Origin of the sequence: Comamonas serinivorans, assembly GCF_002158865.1 — a bacterium.
Lineage (GTDB): Bacteria > Pseudomonadota > Gammaproteobacteria > Burkholderiales > Burkholderiaceae_C > Comamonas_E > Comamonas_E serinivorans.
The window spans coordinates 3,818,090-3,840,275 of record NZ_CP021455.1 but is presented as its reverse complement, the minus strand read 5'-3'; the positions used below and the strand labels follow the sequence as shown (position 1 = coordinate 3,840,275).

The 22,186-nt window shown below is 64.1% G+C and carries 18 protein-coding genes; 4 read left to right on the top strand and 14 right to left on the bottom strand.

Going from position 1 to position 22,186, the window contains the following annotated elements:
- Positions 1-251: 251 nt before the first annotated feature.
- A complete protein-coding gene (locus CCO03_RS16360; protein WP_157667739.1) occupies positions 252-1,526 on the top strand; it encodes a DUF11 domain-containing protein in 1,275 nt (424 codons plus the stop codon).
- A gap of 193 nt (positions 1,527-1,719) precedes the next feature.
- Positions 1,720-2,697, top strand: a complete 978-nt coding sequence (locus CCO03_RS16355; RefSeq protein ID WP_087282768.1) for a Bug family tripartite tricarboxylate transporter substrate binding protein — start codon at positions 1,720-1,722, stop codon at positions 2,695-2,697.
- 179 nt (positions 2,698-2,876) lie between these two features.
- On the opposite strand, the gene CCO03_RS16350 is transcribed toward CCO03_RS16355, so the two are convergent.
- From CCO03_RS16350 to CCO03_RS16300, 12 genes are all read right to left on the bottom strand, one after another.
- On the bottom strand, positions 2,877-3,344 hold the full coding sequence (locus CCO03_RS16350) for a DUF4034 domain-containing protein (RefSeq protein ID WP_087282766.1): 468 nt from the start codon (positions 3,342-3,344) through the stop codon (positions 2,877-2,879).
- Between the two features lie 16 nt (positions 3,345-3,360).
- Positions 3,361-4,008 (bottom strand): TenA family protein, encoded by a 648-nt coding sequence (locus tag CCO03_RS16345; protein ID WP_087282764.1) that lies wholly within the window; start codon positions 4,006-4,008, stop codon positions 3,361-3,363.
- Positions 4,009-4,465: 457 nt separating this feature from the next.
- Positions 4,466-5,908 (bottom strand): NAD-dependent succinate-semialdehyde dehydrogenase, encoded by a 1,443-nt coding sequence (locus CCO03_RS16340; RefSeq protein ID WP_087282763.1) that lies wholly within the window; start codon positions 5,906-5,908, stop codon positions 4,466-4,468.
- 564 nt (positions 5,909-6,472) lie between these two features.
- On the bottom strand, positions 6,473-7,444 hold the full coding sequence (locus CCO03_RS16335; RefSeq protein ID WP_087282761.1) for a glycosyltransferase family 2 protein: 972 nt from the start codon (positions 7,442-7,444) through the stop codon (positions 6,473-6,475).
- Between the two features lie 67 nt (positions 7,445-7,511).
- Entirely contained in the window at positions 7,512-9,473 is a 1,962-nt protein-coding gene (locus CCO03_RS16330) for a glycosyltransferase family protein (RefSeq protein WP_157667738.1), read from the bottom strand.
- Between the two features lie 7 nt (positions 9,474-9,480).
- Positions 9,481-9,825, bottom strand: coding sequence for an EamA family transporter (locus tag CCO03_RS16325; protein ID WP_087282756.1), 345 nt, complete (start codon positions 9,823-9,825; stop codon positions 9,481-9,483).
- On the bottom strand, positions 9,822-11,747 hold the full coding sequence (locus CCO03_RS19920) for a hypothetical protein (RefSeq protein WP_157667737.1): 1,926 nt from the start codon (positions 11,745-11,747) through the stop codon (positions 9,822-9,824). Before CCO03_RS19920 ends, CCO03_RS16325 begins: the two co-directional genes overlap by 4 nt.
- A gap of 37 nt (positions 11,748-11,784) precedes the next feature.
- Positions 11,785-13,410, bottom strand: a complete 1,626-nt coding sequence (locus CCO03_RS16320) for a peptide chain release factor 3 (protein WP_087282754.1) — start codon at positions 13,408-13,410, stop codon at positions 11,785-11,787.
- 458 nt (positions 13,411-13,868) lie between these two features.
- Positions 13,869-14,303 carry a DUF3293 domain-containing protein gene (locus CCO03_RS16315; protein WP_087282752.1) on the bottom strand — a complete coding sequence of 145 codons (435 nt, stop codon included), beginning with the start codon at positions 14,301-14,303 and terminating at the stop codon, positions 13,869-13,871.
- Between the two features lie 213 nt (positions 14,304-14,516).
- The gene (moaC, locus tag CCO03_RS16310; protein WP_087282750.1) at positions 14,517-15,020 is read right to left on the bottom strand and encodes a cyclic pyranopterin monophosphate synthase MoaC; all 504 of its coding nucleotides are present in this window, start codon (positions 15,018-15,020) and stop codon (positions 14,517-14,519) included.
- A 196-nt stretch (positions 15,021-15,216) separates the two neighbouring features.
- Positions 15,217-16,791: an AMP-binding protein gene (locus CCO03_RS16305; protein ID WP_087282748.1), complete on the bottom strand. Its 1,575-nt coding sequence runs from the start codon at positions 16,789-16,791 to the stop codon at positions 15,217-15,219.
- An 85-nt stretch (positions 16,792-16,876) separates the two neighbouring features.
- Positions 16,877-17,662: an NAD(P)H-dependent flavin oxidoreductase gene (locus tag CCO03_RS16300; RefSeq protein WP_236903906.1), complete on the bottom strand. Its 786-nt coding sequence runs from the start codon at positions 17,660-17,662 to the stop codon at positions 16,877-16,879.
- Positions 17,663-18,108: 446 nt separating this feature from the next.
- Between CCO03_RS16300 and CCO03_RS16295 the strand changes: the two genes are divergently transcribed.
- Complete coding sequence (locus tag CCO03_RS16295; RefSeq protein WP_087282746.1) at positions 18,109-18,813, top strand: HNH endonuclease; 705 nt, start codon at positions 18,109-18,111, stop codon at positions 18,811-18,813.
- A gap of 33 nt (positions 18,814-18,846) precedes the next feature.
- Here CCO03_RS16295 and CCO03_RS16290 read toward each other — a convergent pair whose 3' ends face one another.
- Together CCO03_RS16290 and CCO03_RS16285 are read right to left on the bottom strand one after the other, a co-directional pair.
- Positions 18,847-19,968 carry a zinc-binding dehydrogenase gene (locus tag CCO03_RS16290; protein WP_087282744.1) on the bottom strand — a complete coding sequence of 374 codons (1,122 nt, stop codon included), beginning with the start codon at positions 19,966-19,968 and terminating at the stop codon, positions 18,847-18,849.
- A gap of 349 nt (positions 19,969-20,317) precedes the next feature.
- Positions 20,318-20,818: a hypothetical protein gene (locus CCO03_RS16285; RefSeq protein ID WP_087284841.1), complete on the bottom strand. Its 501-nt coding sequence runs from the start codon at positions 20,816-20,818 to the stop codon at positions 20,318-20,320.
- Positions 20,819-21,240: 422 nt separating this feature from the next.
- Here CCO03_RS16285 and CCO03_RS16280 point away from each other — a divergent pair, with 422 nt between their 5' ends.
- Positions 21,241-22,146 (top strand): hypothetical protein, encoded by a 906-nt coding sequence (locus CCO03_RS16280; protein ID WP_087282742.1) that lies wholly within the window; start codon positions 21,241-21,243, stop codon positions 22,144-22,146.
- The last annotated feature ends 40 nt before the right edge of the window (positions 22,147-22,186 follow it).

The window sequence follows — 22,186 nt, the reverse complement described above, 5'->3', positions numbered from 1 at the left end:
GCGCGGCGTGATGATGTCCAGGTGCTGAGGCCTTGCGTGCCAGGCAGCACCATGTGCCGTCGTACGGGAGTAGCCGTTGTTTGCCGTTCACCAACAAGCGGTTGATCACCGGTACTCAACAACGGACAGTGATCCGATGACGCGCCATTCACAGGTCAGGCGATGGCAGGGTGCGTGGATCTTGGGGTGGCAGGGTGATGCTTTTGTATTGTTCTTATACTTTCGATACATCTTGTCTTGAGGTTGAGTGCATGACGACACGCCCCACCCCGTTCAGCCTGGCCCTGGGGGCTTTGGCATGGAGTTGCTTGCCGGTCACCGGCCTCGCTCAGCAGTATGTGCATGCCCCGACCAGCTTCATGGGCGTCGATGGGTTTGTGGCGGGGTGGATGAGCAACTTGCCCTTGGGCACGTTCAACCAGGACTGGTATCCCGGATCGGGCGTGAGCAGCGCTTGCCCCGCTGCGCCGGCGCCCTGCGTGTTGCCCAGCGAGACCCATGACCCGCTGTTCCTGTCTGCCACAGGCCCCATGGCGGTAGGTGGCGGCGTGACGATGGCACCTCACCCGGGGTGGCAGGATTTCCAGGTGCTGTCCGGCCTGACAACGACCAGTGCCAGCGGCGCGATGGCGGCTGGCCAGTACATCCAGATGCCGTTCACCACGGGCGGGCTGACCTACGCCGATGGCTCGCCAGCTGACGTGAAGTTCTACGTCAACACCATCGGCCTGGCGCCGCGCTGGCTCATGAATGCCGGCAATCCCAACCAATTCGGGTACGCCGCCTATGTGGTGGATGGTGCAGGCACGCCCGTGGGGGGTGTGATCGAGACCGTGCCCAATGTCAGCGCCCTCACCGACCCGAATTTCCGTTTGGTTCGTGCGCCGGATGGGCCGGGGCCAGGCATTGAGCTGAATGCCAACACCGCTTACGCCTTGCGCTTTTACGTGTTCGGCGTCGGCGGCGCCAGCCAGGCGGTCTGGGACGACACCTTGTTCACCATGAGCCGGCAGCGAATCGCCGAGTTGAGCGTCACGACCACGCCGGTCACGGCCTCGCCCACAGCCGGCGGCAACGACTACGCCTACACCTTCACCGTCTACAGCAACGGCCCGGACGACACCAACGCCCGCATCGTCGATCCGCTGCCAGGCACGGCCAACGGCGCCAGCGCCAGCTGGACGTGCGTGCTGCAACCGGGTGGGACGCCCTGCGCGACCCCATCGGGCACCGGCCCCATCGACGCCAACGAGGCGCTGACATCGGGGCAATCGGCGGTGTACAGCGTCACCTGGTCGGGGCCGTCGGTCGCCACCAGCGACACGCACGACATCACCGTTCAGCCGCTGGACAACAACCCCATCGATCCCAACTCGGCCAACAACGCGACCTCGATCCGGCTGGCTCCGACGCCCGCCGCGGTGTTGCCCCAACCCGTGCCGGGGCTGGGATGGCTGGGCATGCTCGGCTTGGCCGCCTTGCTGGGCCGCGTGGGCATGCGATCGCGCCAGCGCGCGCACGGTTGATGCCTGGGATTCATGCTGTAGAGGCCTGAGCGGCCGGGGCTTGCGCCGGCCTGATGCAGGCGATCGCCCGCCTGTGGGCGACGTCGTGGCATCCGGGCAGGTCTAGGGTTCGCACCCTGGGCAAGCGGCGGGTTTTGGGGCCCAATGATCGGCTGTGCCTGGCACAGAAGAAGTCAACCACAGGAGTGAATCAATGCAACGTCGAGCTTGGGTGAAGTGGGGCTGCGCGGTCGTGGCCGTCGCAGGGATGTCGGTCAACACCTGGGCTGCGGACAACTTTCCTTCTCGCCCCATCCGCCTGCTGGTGGGTTTCCCCGCCGGGGGCCCCACCGACATCACCATGCGGGTGATTGCCGAGAACGCCAGCAAGATTTTGGGGCAGCCCATCGTGGTCGAGAACAAGCCCGGGGCGGGCGGCACGCTGCCCGCCGCCACCGTGGTCACCTCGCCGCCCGATGGCTACACCATCGGCCAGTCGCCACTGGGCATCTTCCGCATGGGCTACACGCAGAAAATGAGCTGGGACCCGCTCAAGGACCTGAGCTACATCATCAACCTGACGGGCTACACCTTCGGCCTCACCGTGCCGGCCAACAGCCCGTTCAAGAGCTGGCAGGAGTTCGTGGCCTATGCCAAGGCCAACCCCGGCAAGGTGAGCTTTGGCTCGGCCGGTGGCAACCTGACCAGCCCGCACCTGACCATGGAGCGCATCGCCGAGGCGGCGGGCATCGAGCTCAACCACGTGCCCTACAAAGGCAGCGCCGATCTGGCGCAAGCGCTGCTGGGCGGCCACGTGATGGCGGCGGCCGACAGCAGCGCCTTCGTGCCCTACGTCGAAGGCGGCAAGGCCCGGCTGCTGAACGTCTGGAGCGAGAAGCGCATGGCGCGCTTCCCGGCCGTGCCCACGCTGCGCGAGCTGGGCATCAACATCGTGCAGACCTCGCCCTATGGCCTGGTGGCGCCCAAGGGCACGCCGCCCGAGGTGGTCAAGAAGCTGCACGACGCCCTGAAGAAGGCGCTGGAGGAAAAGAGCTCCATCGATGCGCTGGCCAAGTACGACATGCTGCCCAACTACATGAGCAGCGAGCAGTACACCCAGTTCGCGCACGAGGTCAGCAAGAGCGAGGGTGCCATCATCCAGCGCCTGGGCCTGGACAAGGTGCGCAACTGAGTTCGCATCTAGCAGCACACAACGGGAGCCTCGGCTCCCTTTTTCATGGCTGAGCGCCGTGACTCCCTCGTTCTGCCTGAACCTGAGCCTGATAGCGCGCCACCAGTTCGGCTGGCACACAGTCAGGCGGAAGCAAGTTCACGAAGTCGTGTTCCAGCGCCACGTCCAAGGTGCCGAGCTCATGGCTCAGCAAGGCTTTCAGCGATTGCTGCACTGTGTCCCCAATCTTGGCGCTTCAGCGCGATGCGAATGCGTGCGCCCAGCGTCTGCCTGACAAAATTGCCCTCCTGCAAGGCCTTTGCCAGCGTGGTCTCAACGCATTGAGCCGCCTCGTTCAAGTCTTGCGAGACATAGTGAAAGTGCTCGGTCAAGCGCAGCCAGTTCAGTGCGTCCTCCGGGCACGGGGCCACGCAGGTCTGCAAAGCGTTCAGCGCACGCTGATTCGCTGCTGGGTCCTTGGTCAACAGCGCGGTGACGTGGTGATGGCCTGCCAGTTCCGCCCACGCACAGTTTCGCTCGCTGTCGTCATGAGCGGCGTCCAGCAAAGCGGTCAGTTGTGCTTCAACGTCTGCGAATCGGCGCTCTCGGTAGGCCGCCGATTGCGAATTACAGATCTGCGTGTGTTGTTGGTTGAAGGCGTCACGCATCGGCTCGCCCTTTCCCTCAGTCATACACCCCGTCGAAGAACGCGCGCTCACACGCCACGGCGCGGTGGAAGAAGCGGCGTGCTTCGTCCTGCTGCGCGGCCGGCAGCGTGAGGGCCACGCGGTCCAGCTCGCTGCGCAGCCAGGCCACGAAGCCGCGGAAGAAGTCGTTGGCGTGCAGCGTGATCCACTCGGCATGCTCGAAGCGCGGCGGCAGGGCACGGCCTGGCACGTCGGCCCAGTCGAGGTACAGGCCTTCGGCCACGCAGAGCACGGCCAACGCGTTCGCATACTGGCGCGAGTCGGCCGCTTCGCGCATCAGCGCCTGAAACGCCGTGGTCTCGGGCTTCAAGGCGGGTGACAGGCGTTCCCCGGCCGGCACGCCCAGCGTGTCGAAGCTGCGGATGAAGTAGGTGTTCTCGTCGCTGGTGATCATGGCCGCGAATTGCGCCAGCGTGACGCGCGCGGCGAACTGGTCGGCCGACGCGATGGCCGCGCCGAGCAGGGCGACGAAGCGGTCGATGAACTGGTAATCCTGCACGAGGTACTGGCGCAGGTGCGCATCGTCAAGGCTGCCGGCGAACAGTTCATCGACGAAGCGGTGCTGGCAGCAGGCCTGCCAGTCGGCGGCGCACTCGGCGCGCAGGGTGTGGGCAAATCCGGTCATGGCGTGTGTGAGGATGGGCTGACCACCGGGCCATGCCAGGAGGGGAGTATAGAAATCCCGCCACAGCCCGCGATGGGCCGCTGAACCTGAGCCGCCACGATGTGCTGCGGCTGGACGAAGCTGCTCGTCGGTCAAGTACGCGAGGTGCTGCCGGTGGCGCCGCAGGGGTGGCTGCCTGCCATGCTGACTGTCACAGCCTGGTGCGCGTACCGATGGTGAGCGCTGGCTCATCAGGTGCAGGCGGATGGCAGTCTGCAGGGCCACGGCCCGCCACAGGCCGCGGCAGGCCCGTGGACCCGCCACGCGCCCTGCGCAGGGCCGCCTGCTGACCCTGAGCCTGGCGCGGGTCTGCTGGATGACACCGCCGAACTAGAGGACGGTGAAGCGTTGAAGTAGATGGGGTATGCGCTTATTGTCGTTTGTGTGCAAACGGCAACGCGCCCATACCCTGTGTCCATCAAACGCCAAGGATGGACACGGCCTTGGTGTTCAGGTAGGCCTCCATGGCTTCGACGCCACCTTCGCTGCCATAGCCTGAATCCTTCACACCGCCAAACGGCATTTCGGCCGTGGCCATGGCTGGCTGGTTGATCCAGATCATGCCGGTCTGCACCTCGTCGGTCAGCAGCTGGATGTTCTTGAACGACTTGGTGAAGGCGTAGGCGGCCAGGCCATAGGGCAGGCGGTTGGCCTCGGCAATCGCATCTTCCAGCGAATCCACCGTGCGGATGGCGGCGATGGGACCAAAGGGCTCGTCGTTGAACACGCTGGCTTGCAGCGACACATCGCCCAGGATGGTGGGGGTGAAGAAGTTGCCCACATCGCCCACGGTTTCGCCGCCGGTGAGCACCTTGGCGCCGGTGGCGCGTGCGTCGGCCACGATCTTCTTCATGGCGGCCACGCGGCGGTCGTTGGCCAGCGGGCCGACCTGCGTGCCATCGGCCAGGCCGTCGCCGAGCTTGACCTGCTCGGTGTAGGCGACGAAGGCGTCGGTGAAGTCCTTGGCAATGGCCTTGTGCACCAGGAAGCGCGTGGGCGAGATGCAGACCTGGCCGGCGTTGCGGAACTTGGCCGCGCCCGCGCTCTTGACGGCCAGTTCGATGTCGGCGTCTTCGGCCACGATGACGGGGGCATGGCCGCCCAGCTCCATGGTCGAGCGCTTCATGTGCTGGCCGGCCATGGCCGCCAACTGCTTGCCGACGGCGGTGGAGCCGGTGAACGTGACCTTGCGGATGATGGGGTGGGGGATCAGGTACTCCGAGATCTCGGCCGGCGAGCCGTAGACCAGGCCGATCACGCCGGGCGGCACGCCCGCGTCGACGAAGGCCTTGATGAGGGCGGCGGGCGAGGCCGGCGTTTCCTCGGGTGCTTTCACGATGCACGAGCAGCCGGTGGCCAGCGCGGCGCTGAGTTTGCGCACCACCTGGTTGATGGGGAAGTTCCAGGGCGTGAAGGCGGCCACCGGCCCCACGGGCTCCTTCACGGCCAGGTTCTGCACGCCCCAGCGGCGGCTGGGCACGATGCGGCCGTAGACGCGGCGGCCTTCGTCGGCGAACCAGTTGATGATGTCCACGGCGGCCAGCGCTTCACCGCGCGCCTCGACCAGGGGCTTGCCTTGCTCCAGGGTCAGCACGTGGGCGGTTTCCTCGTTGCGCTCCTGGAACAGGGCCGCGGCCTTGCGCATGATGGTGGCGCGTTCGATGGCCGGGGTCTTGCGCCAGACCTCGAAGCCTTGCTGCGCGGCCGCCAGGGCACGGTCCAGATCCTTCTTGCTGGCATGGGCGACGGTGCCGATGACGCGGCCCGTGGCCGGGTTCAGCACGTCGATCGTCTTGCCGCCTTCGGCGTCTTGCCATTCGTTGTTGATCAGCAGCTGGGTGTTCGGGTAGTTGAACGACATTCGATCTCCTGGAGACTGGGGGACACGGCCCGTGCGGCCGAGACGCCGGACATTGTGGCACTGCGGTTGCGCCGGGCACCGAGCCCGCAGGACACAGGCATGGTGGCAGCAGGGTCGGGTGGCGCCGCTGCGTGCGGCATGTCGCGGACGGTGCTCGGGTCAGGCGACGAGCGCATGCCGCGATGGTGGATCGGTCAGGCGGCCCGCGACGGGACTGGCTCCGTTGGCACCGTTCGCAGGGTTGGCCGAGCGGTCGTTTCCACTGACGGACTGCGCGCAGGTGGCGTGGATCGTCTGGCTTGATGCAGGCGAGCGTCCACCTTTCGCGTGGTCAGGCCGGCCTCGCGACTGCCGATTTCCAGTGCGATCAGCCAGCGTGCGGTTGGCAGATGACAGGCTGATCGCCGGGCCGGGGATGCGGTGTGATCCAGATCACGCGCAAGCGTGGAAGGGTGAAACACAAAATGGGGGGTATGTTCACCTCCCCGTTTCGTTGATAACGGGAATGGATTGATACTGCATCAACCTGAGGCGATCGACGCGCGAGAGAGGCCGGAGAGTGCGTCAGTTCAGCGGCGCATCGGCATTCGCCAGCGTGCGGCTGAGCGCTTCGCGCGGGCTGCTTTCGATGTCGATGTGCAGGAAGGCGATCAGGAACTGGATCCCGATGATGATGGGCAAGGCCGCGAACATGACGGTGCCGCTGCTGGCGACCGCGTTGTGGGCCGCGCTCATGGCCCAGCTGTAGACGCCAAAGCCCACGCCCCACAGCAGCAGCAGGGCGCCCGCCACGCTGTAGATGCTGCCCATGTTGAAGTCGCGCACCCAGTAGTTGTAGAGGTAGCGGCGCACCAGGCGCGAGCACTGCTTGCGCAGGAATTCCGGGGCCACCTTGGAGATGCGCAGGTTCGACTCCTCGTCGGCATAGACCGAGTCCATGGGCACGTCCTTGACCAGGGCGCGCACGGTGCCCAGGCGGAACAGCATGTCGGTTTCGAAGAAGTAGCGCTTTTCCAGCTTGTCCAGCGGCAACTCGCGCAGCACGCAGGTGCGCACGGCGGTGTAGCCATTGGTCGGGTCCATGATGGACCAGTGGCCGCAGCTGAGCTTGGTCATGAACGACAGCACTGCGTTGCCGAACAGGCGCATGGGCGGCATGCCGCGCACCGATTCGGGCCGGAAGAAGCGGTTGCCCTTGGTGTAGTCCGCCTCCTCGCGCAGCAGGGGCCGCACGAACTGCGGCAGCAGCTTGGGGTCCATCTGCCCATCGCCATCGATTTTCACGACGATGTCCATGCCATCGGCGATGGCAGCGTGGTAGGCCGTCACGATGGCGCCGCCCACACCCATGTTCTGCGGGTTGTAGAGCACGCGCACGCGCGGGTCGGTGTTGCGGGCTTCGATGAACTGGCCACTGCCGTCCGGGCAGCCGTCGTCCACCGCGTAGATGCGTTCAACCTCGGGGCCGATGGCGGCGATCACGCCAAGTACATGCTGGGTGACCTTGTAGCAGGGGATGACGACGGCGATGTGCATACACGGTTTCAACGAGCGATGGGGAAGAGGACGACGGCAAGAGCTTATTCAGGATACAAGCGATCCCTCACCGAAGCGGGGTGTGGAGATAGGGGTCGATCGGCACGCCTTCATGGAGGAACCTCTGCACAGCTTCCGACAAGGCAGAGCGGCGCAGCTCCAGGCCTTCCCAGTCCAGACGCGTTCCAATGGGGCAATGAAAAGTGAGGACCATCTGGGCCTTGCCTTTGGGACGCAGCCGACCGTTGGCGGATACCATGTGGACATGCATGTGTCCATCGGGACGCGTGAACACCTGGGCTGGCGGGGTGTAGGCGTTGATGTCCGCCTCGTGCGGCTCCACGACCAGGGTGGCCTTGTCGCACGATGCAGGCGATGCGCCACCGGGGGGATACAAAGCAAATTGCATGCGCCACATGGCATCTTTGACGTGATTCAGTTCGGACGTCAGGGGCAGGTTGATGTGAAGGGTTGCAGGCGTGGCGACCACCTGCCAAGCCTGGTCCGTCCACTGCAGGCCTTCTGTGTGCACCTCGCGCAGGTGATCGGCCGGTATGACAACCGCTGTAGGTCCGGGCCGTTGCGGGTCCATTTCCCAGACTTCACGGCGTACGGCATGCTGCGTCAAGGCGTAAGCAACCCACACGATCAAGCCGATGAGGGCCAGTTTGCCCAGCGTGGACACCCAAGTCAGCAAAGCAGGCAGCGATCGTCCGCAGACTATGTAGGCCACTGAGAGCCCGGCAAGCATCATCAGCCAAGGCTCCATGAAGTAGCTGGCATAACGGGTGTTGTAGAGCACCGGCGTGAGTTGGACCGCCATGGTCAGGCACAGGGCGAGCAGAGCGACCACCACGCCCATTTTCTGGCGGACGGACAGTTGCTGCGTGCCTGGTAGCGTGATGGCACCTGAAATGGTCTTCCGCACTCGCCACCAGCGGACTGCCGACAGGACCAACAAAGCTCCCACACTCAGCCACTCCACCCACCTTAGCCAACGCAGCTTGAAGTTGATGTACAGCTCAGGGGTTGCGGTGAGGAGCCACATGTGCAGCTTGTGGCCAAAAAACCGGAGATTGTCGGATGGTGCAGTACTTTTGATGAGTTCGATGGCCAGCATCCGGTTGATGGCGTCTGAACGGTGGTCGAGCGGATTGCCGCCCAAATCGGGAATGTGCTGTCTCGGAATTTCGTCAGCGTCGTATGAAAAGTTGCTGTAAACCGGCTCTGCGCCCTGGCGATAAGGACTGGTGCCGTAATACAGCCCCGTACCGCTGCCGGTGCTGATGCTCCAGACGTCGAAATAGACGCCGTTTTTCAGCACAACGCCCAGTGGCAGCACGCTCGCCGCCAGCAGCGCGATCGCCAGGTGTTTGGCACTTCGCGGGGCGATGCCTTTGACCTTGGACAGCCAAGATCCGATGGCCAGTAGGCAAGTCGCCAGCATGAGGTACTGAAAGACAGGGCGTGTCAGCAGGGTGAGGCAAAGTCCCAAGGCCATCACTGCGAGCCATCGTGTCCTCCTGGATGGGTAGATCAAGGCATGCACGGCACCGAAAAGGGCCAGCACCATCCCAAACAGATAGGGGGCTTCGGTCAACACCTGTGGAATGTTTTCCACCACGCCAGGATGAATGACGAGCAACCCGGTGGTGATGAACGCCGCCAGCACACCGCCTAACTTCTGCATGAGCAGCCACAGCAACCCAATGCTGAGGAAAAATAGGCCGCAATTGGCAAATTGAATGGCCAGTTGGTCGGCTTGCCATACGGCTGGCCAAACATAACCCAGAGGCGCGACGTGGTAGCTGCTGGGATTGGTGGTGAGGAATGCCCATGGGTTGGCCAAGAGCTCACGGGCGCTCGGCAGGTAACTCCATTGCGCATCCGAGTTCAGCTGCCCTTGGGGCGCAAAGGCGGGAATCAGCCGTTGGACCGCGACCCACAAGACGATCGAGAGCGCGCCCAAGCTGACAAGGAATGGAGCTTTGCCTACCAGCTTGAACTTAGATGGTATTACTTGATGCATTAGGTAATTACCGGGAGGCCAGGGCAACGCCAGCAAGAATCAAGGCACCTCCAGCCAGGGTGCGCCAACCTATTGGCTCACCCAGGAAGAGCCATGCCAGCAGCGGCACGATGAGGAAGGCCAGCCCCATGAAGGGGTAGGCCAAGTGCAAAGGCGCATGGCGTAGGATCCAGACCCAACCCAGAGTGGTCAGGCCATACAGAGCCAGGGAGGCAAACAGCCAGCCATTGGTGACCCAATCCAAGATTTGTGGATTGGCAGGAAGCGCCATGGCTGCCTTCTTGAACAGCAATTGGCCGATGGCAATGCATAGCACGCAGAGCAGTGTTGCAAGGCTCAGAGGAAGATTCATGGCATAACCGGTGAGGATGATTTGAGATGAGACATGCGATCCGCCATTTCATGGACATGGCGGCTTTCTAGCAAACGGGTCCCATGCCAACTGATCACCGTCCCTGGCGGACAGTGGAACACCAAGCGATAGCTGCCACTCTCTTCAGGGCGCATCTCGAAATTGGCGTGTGTAGCCAGAAGCTGGGGGGCGGCACTGCTTTCCAACGTCAATAGCGGCATTTTAATTAAGGGTGGGCGGATGACGCCAGAATTCAGCTGATAGGCGACTTCCAATTTGCCGCATTTTTCAGACTCCTGCACCTGTACCGATATTTTAGATAACCAAATTGCATTGAAAATATTCCGCTCTTTAACCGTGCTTGCCTCTTCGCTGGATATGAAGACTTTAAATTCTGAGCGAGGCTCTGTTGTTTTCCATGTATGAAGACCATAGTTCTTCATTCCTGTAATATTTATTCGGTCGTCAGAATTAATATTTAAAATGGTTTGTGTTGAACCCATTTGCTCAGGATCGATGGCTGCGCGATATTCATATTTTCGTGACAAATTATAGACCAACGCAAAAATTAGGGCCATGCATGCTGCTCCGATCAAAAATTTTGAAACGGATTGTGTGTGCCGAAGTCCGAAGAGCCAGTATTTTTGCTTTATTCGAATGATGCAGGAAAAGCCCTGAGTCAGGTGCGAGATGCCGAAGGCTGTAAGCAGGATAAGCCATGGATCAAGCAAGGCTGAGCTATATCTTGTATTGTAGAGAATTGGAGTTAATTGAAGGAGTGTTGCTGCAAAAGCGGCAAGAAGTGCAATAATGAAAAAATTGGTGTTTTTGTTTTCACCATTGAAATAAAAGTTCTTTTTCTTATAAAGGCAGAGTGCAGCGAAAGCAATTACTACGAATTCAAAAATTCTGAACTTTCTCAGATTTCCGTGTTCTGAAATCATCTGGGCAGGATGGTGCATGAGCCACCACCAGATTTTTCTGAGATGAAATGCGATCGATTCACTCCAAGACATGTCACTGAGTTGCATCAGCGCTGCAGTCCTTGAGATGCGATCACTGACTATGCTCAGGTGATTGTCACTTCTAGTAAGGCTGCCAATGAGGTCGCTGTTGTCGTAGCCTAACCCAAGAAAGGGCGGTTCCGCGCCTTGAAACAAGGGGTGTGTTCCCAAATATAAGCCAGTTCCAGATCCTGTGCCTAGTCCCCACAAACCAAAAAGGAGGCCATTCTTGAGAATTAGTGCGAAAGGTAAAGCAAAGCTGAATAAGAGAATCCAACTGAGATGTATCAGGGTTGGTTGATGTTTTTCGATGAAATTTAATTTTTTTGGATATTTTATTAATGTAATACACAACAATAGAGTTGCAGGGGCCAAAATTTGTAGAATGGGCCGAGATAAAAGTGTGATGCACAGCATGCATGACCCGATCCACAAAGAGGTGGATGTGATTTTTTGGTGGATGAGAACTCTTGCTAGTTGATGCAGGAAACCAAACAATCCAAATAAAAATATTGGCTCGGTTAGCTCGGTATAGAAATAATGAGGTAGCTCAGGATGCAGGATGAAAAGAAAAATCGAGGCGATTCCTGCATTTTTACCACCAAGGTAGCAACCGGTTTGCCACAAAAAAAATATGACTCCGGTTAAAAGGCCTGCGTTGGCGATGCGTATTGCTGCTGGATCGGCCCCCCAGAGTGCGGGCCATAAGTACGCCAAAGGTACAACGCGATAGCTGTCGCTGGTAAGTAAATATGACCAGCCTTGATCAAGAAAAGCGCGTGCTGCTACGAGGTAGACATGTTCCGCATCAAACTGAATGGGATGATGGAAATTGTTGTAAATGTTGATGTAGCCAATCGCGCAGGCTACGGCTGGAAAGAGCCAGACGAGAGAGGGCAGAAGGTTCAATGGCTTCATGTCGCGATTGACAGGCAAATTGATTGGTTGCGGGCAGTCAACTCGCCTGCAACTCCAACCCCGCGTGCTCGCGCAGGGGATGGAACTGAATTTTCGGGAACCGCTCCTGGGCCAGGCGCACGTCGTAGGGGCTGGTGCACATGTAGGCCAGCGCGTTGGCGGCGTCGTGGGCCATGCGCAGCGGGTAGGTGGTTTCGAACTCGCGCAGGGCTTCCGGGGTTTCGGCGGTGATCCAGCGGGCGCTGGTGTACTGGCTGCTTTCCAGGCGCACCTCGGCGTCGTACTCGGTTTTCAGCCGGTGCTGCACCACTTCGAACTGCAGCTGGCCGACGGCGCCCAGCAGCATGTTGCCGCCGGCATCGGGCTTGAAGACCTGGATGGCGCCTTCTTCACCGAGCTGCATCAGCCCTTGCTGCAGCTGCTTGGTGCGCAGCGGGTTCTTCAGCACGACGGTGGCGAACATCTCGGGGGCGAAGAAGGGCAGGCCCGTGAACTGCAGGTTGGCGCCATCGGTGATGGTGTCGCCGAGCTGCACACCGCCGTGCGTGGTGAAGCCGATGATGTCGCCGGCATAGGCCTCTTCGACGGCTTCGCGGCGCTGGCTCATGAAGGTCACCACGCTGGTGGGGCGCAGCTCCTTGCCGGTGCGCTGCACCTTCATCTTCATGCCGGGCTCGTACTTGCCGCTGGCCACGCGCACGAAGGCGATGCGGTCGCGGTGGTTGGCATCCATGTTGGCCTGCACCTTGAAGACCACGCCCGCAAAGCCGAGGTCGGAGGGCTTGACCTCTTTTTGCACCGGTTGCTTGTTGACCAGCACGGTGCTGACGCGCGGTCCGGGCGAGGGCGACATGTCGACCACGGCATCGAGCACCTCCATCACGCCGAAGTTGTTCACGCCCGAGCCAAAGAACACGGGCGTCAGCTTGGCGGCCAGAAAGGCGTCGTGGTCCCAGGCGGTCGATGCGCCCACGGCCAGCTCCATGCTTTCCATGGCGTCGTCGAAGGCCTGGCCGAAACGCGCGCGCAGCTTGTCGGCCTCGGTCAGCGGAATTACCTCGAAATCCTGCGGGCGCTTCTCGCTGCCGGGCGCGAACACCGTCATGCTCTGCGTGCGCAGGTTGATGATGCCGCCGAAGCTCTTGCCCTGGCCCACGGGCCAGGTGATGGGGCAGCAGGGCATGCCCAGCTCGCGCTCGACTTCGTCGAGGATGTCCAGCGGGTCGCGCACCTCGCGGTCCATCTTGTTGACGAAGGTGATGATGGGCGTGTCGCGCTGACGGCAGACCTCGATCAGGCGCCGCGTCTGCGATTCCACGCCGTTGGCGGCATCGATCACCATCAGCGCCGAGTCCACCGCCGTCAGCACGCGGTAGGTGTCTTCCGAGAAGTCCTTGTGGCCGGGCGTGTCGAGCAGGTTGACCACGTGGTCGCGGTAGCTCATCTGCATGACCGACGAGGCCACCGAGATGCCGCGCTGCTTTTCGATCTCCATCCAGTCGGACGTGGCGTGGCGCGAGGCCTTGCGGCCCTTGACTGCGCCGGCGATCTGGATGGCGCCCGAGAACAGCAGCAGCTTTTCGGTCAGCGTGGTTTTGCCGGCGTCGGGGTGGGAGATGATGGCGAAGGTTCTGCGCCGCTTGGTTTCGGTCTCGAGTGACAAGGGAATCTTTCCGTGATGCGTGGCGGGCTGCCTCCAATCGGCCCCGCATGAAGGGCTGTATTGTCGGTCATGCGCTTTGGATGCCCTGTGCCGGTGCAGGCGCGCCTGGCCCTGCCGTGGATCTGGCCCAGGCCGTCGCCAGCGGCTGAACGGACGCACCCGCCGCTCGGCACGGTGTCGGGTCTGCCGACCGCTTACGTACGCCAGTCGCCAGTTCGAGAGCGGGGACGTGCGGTGCTGCGGCGTCTCAGGGCCACCCAGGCCCGTCCGGCATGGCTCAATCGGTCACGGCGTGGGCCTGCGTTCTGGCGCTGCCGCTTGGCCTCGCGCACTTGGATCGCCGGCTCGCTGCACCATGACCGGCAGTTGATCCCTTGGCCCGCTTCAAATGCAAGCTGAATGCCTGGGCCTCTTGATCACGCCAACCTGCGGCGGTGAGCAGCCGTCAGGCTCGGGGATCAGGGCAACAGCACCAGCTGCGGCACGGCGTCGGCGCCACTCCAGAGGATGGCGTGCTGCCCCAGCTGCGCGCCCAGGGCCCCGGCTTCTGCTGGGTCCAGGCCCAGGATGAGGAAGCTGGCCTCGCCAGGCCATGGGTTGGAGGGGTGCTGGCCCACGCCCGGGATGAAGGCCAGACCGCGGCGGGTCAGCTCGTCGGCCAGATCGGCCTGGCGCGCGGCATTCGTCGCCTCGTCCAGCGGGGTGCTCTGCGGGTTGCAGGCCGTCACGAACGCGCTGCAGCGAACGCCGGCACGCGCATGCAGCGCCAGCAAGGCGGCGCTGGCCTCGTTCACGCGCAGGGTGAAGGGCGGATCGCCGTGCACGTGGTAGTCGGTGTCCAAAAAAGCCTGGTGGGTTGACGCGTCCAGGTCGCGGGCGGGATGGGATGGCATGCAGATCCTGTGAAGGGCGGGCACCAGGCGGACCGCCCGTGGTCAGCCGCAGGATGGCGTTCGCGGTGTTTCAGGGTGGATGACAAAGGCAGTATGCAATCTTTTTCGTTTTGGATAAAACGGAAAAGGGCGCATACTGGTGGCCAAGAGCTGAATGGGGCGTGGGGTGATCCGCACGACACGGACCACCGCCAGCGCACCCCCAAGCGTGCGTCAGGCCGAGCCTGCGACCCAATCGCCCGACTTGCCGCCGCGCTTTTCCAGCAGCTTCACCTCGCCGATGACCATGCCGCGGTCCACCGCTTTGCACATGTCGTACACGGTCAGCAACGTCACCTGAACGGCGGTCAGGGCTTCCATTTCCACGCCCGTCTTTCCCATAGTATGGGCCTGTACCCGACATTCGATGAACGGCAGGCCGGGTGTACTGCCATCATGGCATTGCAGGTCGACGTGCACGTGCGTGAGGGGCAGCGGGTGGCACAGCGGGATCAGCTCGGCCGTGCGTTTGCTGGCCATGATGCCGGCCAGGCGCGCCGTGCCCAGCACGTCGCCCTTCTGGGCCGTGCCGCTGCGCACCCGATCCAGGGTCGCGGGCTGCATGTGGATGCGTCCCATCGCCACCGCCACGCGTTCGGTGTCGGGCTTGGCGCCGACGTCCACCATGTGGGCCTGGCCTTGGGCGTCGAAATGGGTGAGGGCGTGCTCGGCAGTCATGCCGCGATGTTAGGCGAGGCCGGCTTAGGCGAGGCCAGCGGCATTCGGCCGCGTCACGCGGGCGGTGGGCTCGATGAGACGAGACCAGCGGCGTTCTGCCCCGTCCCGCGAATGGCGGGGCGGGCCATTGGGCACAAGACAGCCATTCGCCATCGGCCAGCAGAAGCGCGCAGCCTGTCGACCGCGCGCGCCGCCTTCACGCCACGTTGCGCGCCTGGCCCACCCAGTCCTTGGCGCGCAGGGCCTTTTTGTCGATCTTGCCCAGCGGGGTCATGGGCAGGGTTTCGGCGAATTCGACGAGCTTGGGCGCGTGCACGGCGCCCTTCTTGTCCTTGACGAGCTGGGTCAGCTCGGCCGTCAGCGCGGCCACGTCGGCCGTGACGCCGGCACGCAGCACCACCACGGCTTTCACGGCTTCGCCCCATTTCGGGTCGGGTGCGCCCACCACGGCCGACATGGCGACGGCCGGGTGCGTGGCCAGCACGTCTTCCACCTCGCGCGGGTAGACGTTGAAGCCGCCGCTGACCACCATGTCCTTTTTGCGGTCGACGATGTAGAGGCGACCCTGCTCGTCGGCACGCGCCACGTCGGTGGTGTGCAGCCAGCCGTCCTTGAAGGCCTCGGCGGTCTGCTCGGGGTTGTCCAGGTAGCCCGACATGACGTTGGGGCTGCGCACGCAGATCTCGCCCGGCTCGCCGGGCTTGACGGGCTGGCCGTCATCGTCGAGCAGCACCACCTCTGCGCCGGCCACCGGAAAGCCGCAGGCGGCCAGCAGCTCGGGGCGCTTGGCGTCGTGGTCTTCCTTGGGCAGCGAGGCGATGGGGTAGCACTCGGACTGGCCGTACAGCTGCGTGAACACGGGGCCAATGCGCTCCAGCCCTTCCTGCAGCCGTGCCGGGGCCATGGGCGACGCGCCATACATCAGCAGCTGCAGCGAGCTGAGGTCGAAGTCGCCCAGCCTGGGGTGGTCGAGCAGGGCGTAGATCATGGTCGGCACCGAGAGCGCGGCGCTGATGCGCTGGCGCTGGATGGTGTCCAGCATCAGCTCGGGGTCGAACTTGGGCAGCATGTGCACGGTGCCGCCGCGCATCAGCACGGGGACCACGTTGGTGCCCGTCACGTGGCTGATGGGCGCCACCGCCAGGAAGGCCGGGGCCTGCGGCCATTCGAACCCGGCCAGTACCGTGAGCGCCATGTGGCCGTTGCTGCCGCCGGTGCGCGTCACGCCCTTGGGCTTGCCCGTGGTGCCGCCGGTGAAGGACAGGGTGCTGATGAGGTCGGGCGTGGCGCGGTTGATGGCCGTCTGGCTGCCGGCCTGGGCCATGGCGCGGCTCATGTCCAGCCCATAGTCGGTGTCCGCGCCGACGGTGATGATCTTCAGGTCCGGGTGGGCTGCGGCGATTTCGGCGCCGCGCGCGGCGTAGTGGTCGGCGTCCACCACCAGGGTGCGCAGCTCGCCGGCCACGATCTGGTAGCTGTGCGCATCCAGCGAGCCCATGGGGTGCAGCGGGCTGTAGGTCACGCCCAGGGCCTGGGCCGCCAGGCTGATGCACCAGGTGTCCCAGCGGTTGGCCGACAGGATGCCAAAGCGTTGGCCCCCGCCCACGCCCAGGCCTTGCAACACCGACTGCGCGCGCGCGATGGTGTCCAGCGCCTGGCGGTAGCTCACGCGCGTGTCGCCCATCTGAAACGCGATGCGGTCGGGGTAGCGGTGCAGCGCGGCCAGGGCCAGCGAGGCGATGTGCGGGCTTTGGTTGGGGGCAGTGCTCATGTCGGTCTCCAGGGGATTGTTGTGGGGTATGGCGCCATTGCCGTTTTTTCACCAACGGCAACTGCTGGATACTCTTGAAAGTGAATCAGGCTGCCACGGCCGGAAGCGCCGCCTGCGCCAGGGCCAGCGCCTGCTGCGCCGCGCTGCGGTACTCGGCCTCGGTCTGCGCCACCAGCTCGGCCACGCTGCGCACCGCCGTCACGCCCGAGGTGCTGTGGCCCGCGCTCCAGATGTCCTTCCAGCGCTGGATCTGGGCGCCGCTGCCATACAGCGCCTTGGCGCGCTCGGCGCTCATGTCGGTCGGCAGGGCCTTGGGGTCCAGGCCAGCGGCTTCGATGGACGGGATCAGCGTGTTGGTCTCCAGCCCCGTGAAGGCGCGCGACAGCAGCACGTCGTCCAGCTCGCTGTCCACCAGCATCTGCTTGTAGCCGTCCACCGCCAGGCTTTCGCGCGTGGCGATGAACTTGGTGCCCATGTAGCCGAACTCGCACCCCAGGGCCTGCGCCGCAAACAGCGCCTGCCCGTCCGACACGCCGCCCGCCATGACCACCGGGCCGTCGTAAAAGCGGCGCACGGCACGCGCAAACGCCATGCCGTTGGCCCAGCCGGTCTGCCCGCCCGCGCCGGCCGTCAGCAGGATCAAGCCGTCCACACCGGCCGCCACCGCCTTGTGCGCATGGCGCACCGAGGCCACGTCGGCGAACACCGTGCAGCCGATGTCGTGCAGCGGCCCCAGGGCCGCATCGGGCGCGCCCACGCTGGTGATGACGAACTCCACCCGGTGCCGCACCAGGCAGGCGATCTCTTCCGCCAGGTTGTCGCGCCGCATGATGAGGTTGACGCCGAAGGGCGCGTGCTGCTTTGCCCCCACGCTCTCCGCCTCTGCCTGGTCCGCTGCCCCCGAGGGGGCTGGCCTTGCTCGGGAGCGGCCCTTCGCTGCGGCCACTGCGGCTCAAGCGCGCCCTTGATCTGCGTGAGCCAGGCATCCAGCCCGTCAATCGTGCGCGCGTTGACGGTGGGAAACGTGCCGATCACACCCGCCTGGCACGCCGCAATCACCAGCTCGGGTCCCGAGACGCGGAACATGGGCGCCGCAATCAGCGGCAGGCGCAGCCGTGAAGACCAGTCGGCACGGGGCAGGGCTTGAGCAGGCATGGGCAACGATCCCTCAAAACTGAACGGAGAACAGTTGTGGATCGTGCAGGGGATGGGGGGCGCTGTCAGTCGCTGGGTGGACTGAGCGTTGATCCCTTGAACTGGTGGTTAGTAGGCCGGCGGTTGTACGAAAATCATTGCAAATCTTGCATTCCCGCGCACATGAATTTTTACGACTGGATGATCTACAAGGGGCTGTCGGAGTCCTCGGCCAAGAAGTACGACAGGGCGCTTGGGGGACCGTTGTCTCAATGGGCGCAGGATCATGGATTGACCTTCGGGCCTTTGAATGCGTTGACTAGTTCATCCGCCCTTCACGACCTTCAGCCAAAAATTCAGGAACTACCCCTTTTCAAGGAGCGGAACGCACGTGGGCATCAGATGTATAGCGCCACGCTGTCGCATTTCGCTGCATATCTTGAGAGCAACGGTAGTGATGACGTGCAAGCGGACCTTGAATCGGTCATCAACGACTCAAACATACCCGCCACCGAGAAGCTTGCATTAATTCAAGCCAGGATTGGGCAGGGGATATTCAGGGAAAAGGTGCTGAGGCATTGGACTTGCTGTGCTGTCACAGGCTACCGAGACACAAGCCTGCTTGTTGCCTCCCACATCAAACCTTGGAAAAAGGCAACTAGTGAAGAGCGAATTGATCCGTGGAATGGACTTTTGCTTTCACCGAACTTGGACAAGGCCTTTGATAAGGGTTTCATCACGTTTGACCCAAACGGAATAATTCGCTTATCGCCGCTGTTTACCGAGGCAGCCAAGCTTGGAATTACGCACTCTATGAAAATTGCTCTTCAACCTCAACACGAGCGGTACATGGCGTACCACCGTGAAGAGGAGTTCAAAAGCGACTAAAGCTTTGAAGTCTGGCTGCCGTTACAAAGGCTCTCAAACCCCGTTCGGCCGAATCAAATACTTCTCACCCGTTGCCGCCTTGCCGTAGGTGGCGATGGCCTTGGGGTCAAGCGCACCGGCCAGCGTCACCTCTTGCGTGTAGCCGCTTTTGAAGGTGGTGGTCAGCTCGTCCATCACGCGTTGCTTGAGGCGCTGGGTGTCTTCGCGGCCGATGCGCTGCAGGAACGGGGTCAGCAGCCAGCCGGCCACGCCCCAGGCCATGCCCACATTGCGGGCGATTTCGGTCGGCATGCGGTCCAGGTTGCCGTAGAGGTAGACCTGTTTGTGCACCTCCGAGCCGTAGCGGCTGTAGCCCTGGGCCTTGCGGTTGATGGCGGCTTCCATGCAGGTGAGGATCTGGCCGGGCAGCTTGCCGCCGCCGATGGCGTCGAACGCGATGGTGGCGCCGGTCTCGGCCAGCGCATCGGTCAGCTGGGCCATGAAGTCGGCGTCGCTGGTGTTGATGACGTGCTGGGCGCCCTGCGACTTGAGCAGCTCGGCTTGCTCGGCGCGGCGCACGATGTTGACGAGGCCGATGCCGTCCTTCAGGCAGATGCGGTTGAGCATCTGGCCCAGGTTGGAGGCGGCGGCCGTGTGTACCAGCGCGGTGTGGCCTTCGCGGCGCATGGTCTCGGTCATGGAGAGTGCCGTCATGGGGTTGACGTACCACGAGGCGGCGTCGCGGGCCATGCAGCCGGCGGGGATCACCATGCACTGGTCGGCGCGGATGAGGCGCTCCTGGGCGTACATGCTGCCGCCGGCCATGGCCACGGCCTTGCCCAGCAGGGCTTGGGCTTGGGGCGACGAGCCGGCGCGCACCACGGTGCCCGCGCCTTCGTTGCCCACGGGCAGGGACTGGTCCCAACGGGCCTTGAGGCCGGGCACCACTTTCTCGGGCACGCGGGCCAGGGCCACGGGGCGCTCGGGCGTGCCGGCGGCCTGGAAGCTAGTGGGGTCGGCCAGCGCCAGCAGCAGGCCCAGGTCAGAGGGGTTGATGGGCGTGGCATCCACGCGCACCACCACCTCGTCGGCCTGGGGTTCGGCGGCGGGCGCGTCGACGAGCGAGATCTCGAGGTCGCCGGTGGACTTGAGCAGGGAGCGCAGTTGCAGTGTCATGGGTGAAACGCCTGAGGCAGTGGGTGAAGACGCCGGCATGCTAGGCCGGCGCGGCGCTTGGGGGGTTCGCCTCGGCGTCAGCGCAAGTGCTTGGCGTTCAGCCCTTGTGCGAATGAGAAGATGAGTATGGTGTCATCGTCGTCATTTTGATAAAGACAATGGACCCATACTCCTTGATGACAAGCAATCTAAGCGGTTGCTCGGCTTGCCGGCTTGACCGCGCGAACCCGGGCACGCTGGCCGCGAGCGCTGGGTCACATGCACATGCACATGCACCGGTGCCTGCTTATCCGGTGGGCATGCCGCCCGGGCGCGGCCCTCGCCCAAGCGGCGCAGGCACCCGCTGTCCTCAGCCGCCCAGGTGCATGCTGAAGCGCGCACCGTTGTGCAGCTCGCACTGGCCGGTGCCCAGGCTGGCCGAGTTCATGCGGTAGTTGCACTTCATCCAGCCGCCACGGCTGCCGGCGGCGTTGGCCACGCCCTCGCGCGTGCTGCCGGCGTTGCGCGTGGCTTCGCCGGTGTAGGCCTCGCCGTTCACGTTGGCGGTGAAGATGCCCCGGCCGTGCAGGTCGTTGGTCACCGTGCCGGTGATCACCCCCAGCTTGGCGGCGAGGTCGTTGGCCGGGTACATGCGTGCGCTGAAGGTGATGGGCGCGTTCACGCCGGGCTGCGCGGCGGGGGCCATGGGCGCATTCACGCCTGCTGCTGCGGCCGCCGGCGACTGCACGGGCGCCCCGGGCGCAGGCTGCATGGGCACCACGTAGCACCCACCGAGCGCCGCCGACAAGGCGACTGCGGACAGGCTCAACACCAGGCGGTGGGCGGTGCGGGACATCGAGAGGGGGGTCATGATGTGTTCAGCTTGGCTCAGGCACATGCCTGTGCCGCCAGTGTCTGGCAGGCGCCGCCCGGCGCGCACGGTTTCGCAGCGTGTGCCGCTGCAGGACGCGTCCGGTATCGGCTGGTGATACCGGGTTGGGGCGGGCAGCATGTCATGCCTGGCTGGCCCGGGCACAGGGTGGCTTGTCGCACGCTGGCCAACCCCGGTCAGCCGCGTCGCATGGCTGTTCAGACCCTTGGACCTGCCGCGGTCTCACTGCCTCGCGCGGCGGCCAGTCCGTCTCTGACGGGGTGATCAGCCCATCCGGGTTGGCTTGCGGGTGTGCCGGGTGTTGCTGGGGACTGAGCGCTGACGGCGCGGTTCTGCATCGCTGAGCGGCTGCCGGGTCGCGCCGGCACAATGGTCGGGTCACGCGTCTCACTCCTGCCACCATGCCCTTGCTTCACCCGCTCACGCGCCGCCGGTTTGCGGCCGGCCTGGCCTTCTCGACCGCCTCGTCCGCCGTGCCGCTGGCCTGGGCGCGAACCACCGCCAACCCCTTGACCACGGTCATGCAGCGCAGCCTGGGCGACGAGACCCAGGCCGTGCTGTTGTGGCACCACCTGAGCGAGCAGGTTCAGCGCGCCGCCATGCTGGCCCGCTGCCAGGCGGGCGTGCAGCCCTTGGCCCAGCTGGAGTGGGACGGCCCGTTTCAAGCCGCCCTGCGCGAAGATGGCCAGCGCTTCACCCAGCTGCCCCTGGTGCAGCGCTACTGGATCCAGCCCTGGCTGGAGCGTGCTGCACGCGATTGGGCGGCATTGCCGGTCGCCCAGCGCACGCGCTGGCAAACCTGGCTGGCCACGCCCGAGAGCCGCGACACGCTGGCCAGCCTGCGCGCCGCCTGGCTGCTGGACAGCTGGCAGATGGACGGCTGGCTGACCGACGCGCGCACGGGCCAGCCCTTGGCGTCGCCGCCGGTGCTCGCGGCGCGCGCCTTTCAGCAACTGGGCCAACTGCCCGCCGTGAGCCAGGCCATCGCCGCCGTGGACCCGCGCCTGGCCCAGGGCTGGGCCCGCATTGGTCCCCCCGCCACGCTGACCGTGGCCGACGCCGCGTGGGTGCGCCCGCTGGCTCAGGGGCTGGCGCAGCGGGCCGAAGCCATCGCCGAGGCCTTCGAGCGACGCGCCAACACCCAGTGGCCACGGCGCGAGGCCTGGGGCGACAGCGGCCTGGGTGACTTCACGCAATGCGACCTGCTGGCCGAGGCCTCGGGCCTGGCCTTGGACCAGGCCTCCATCACCACCAGTCCTGCCCATTGGGTGCCCGTCAGCATGGCGCGGCTGTGTCCCAAGGGGTGAGCGGTGGCGTGGGCACACTGGCGCGGGCGCGTGCGGCACA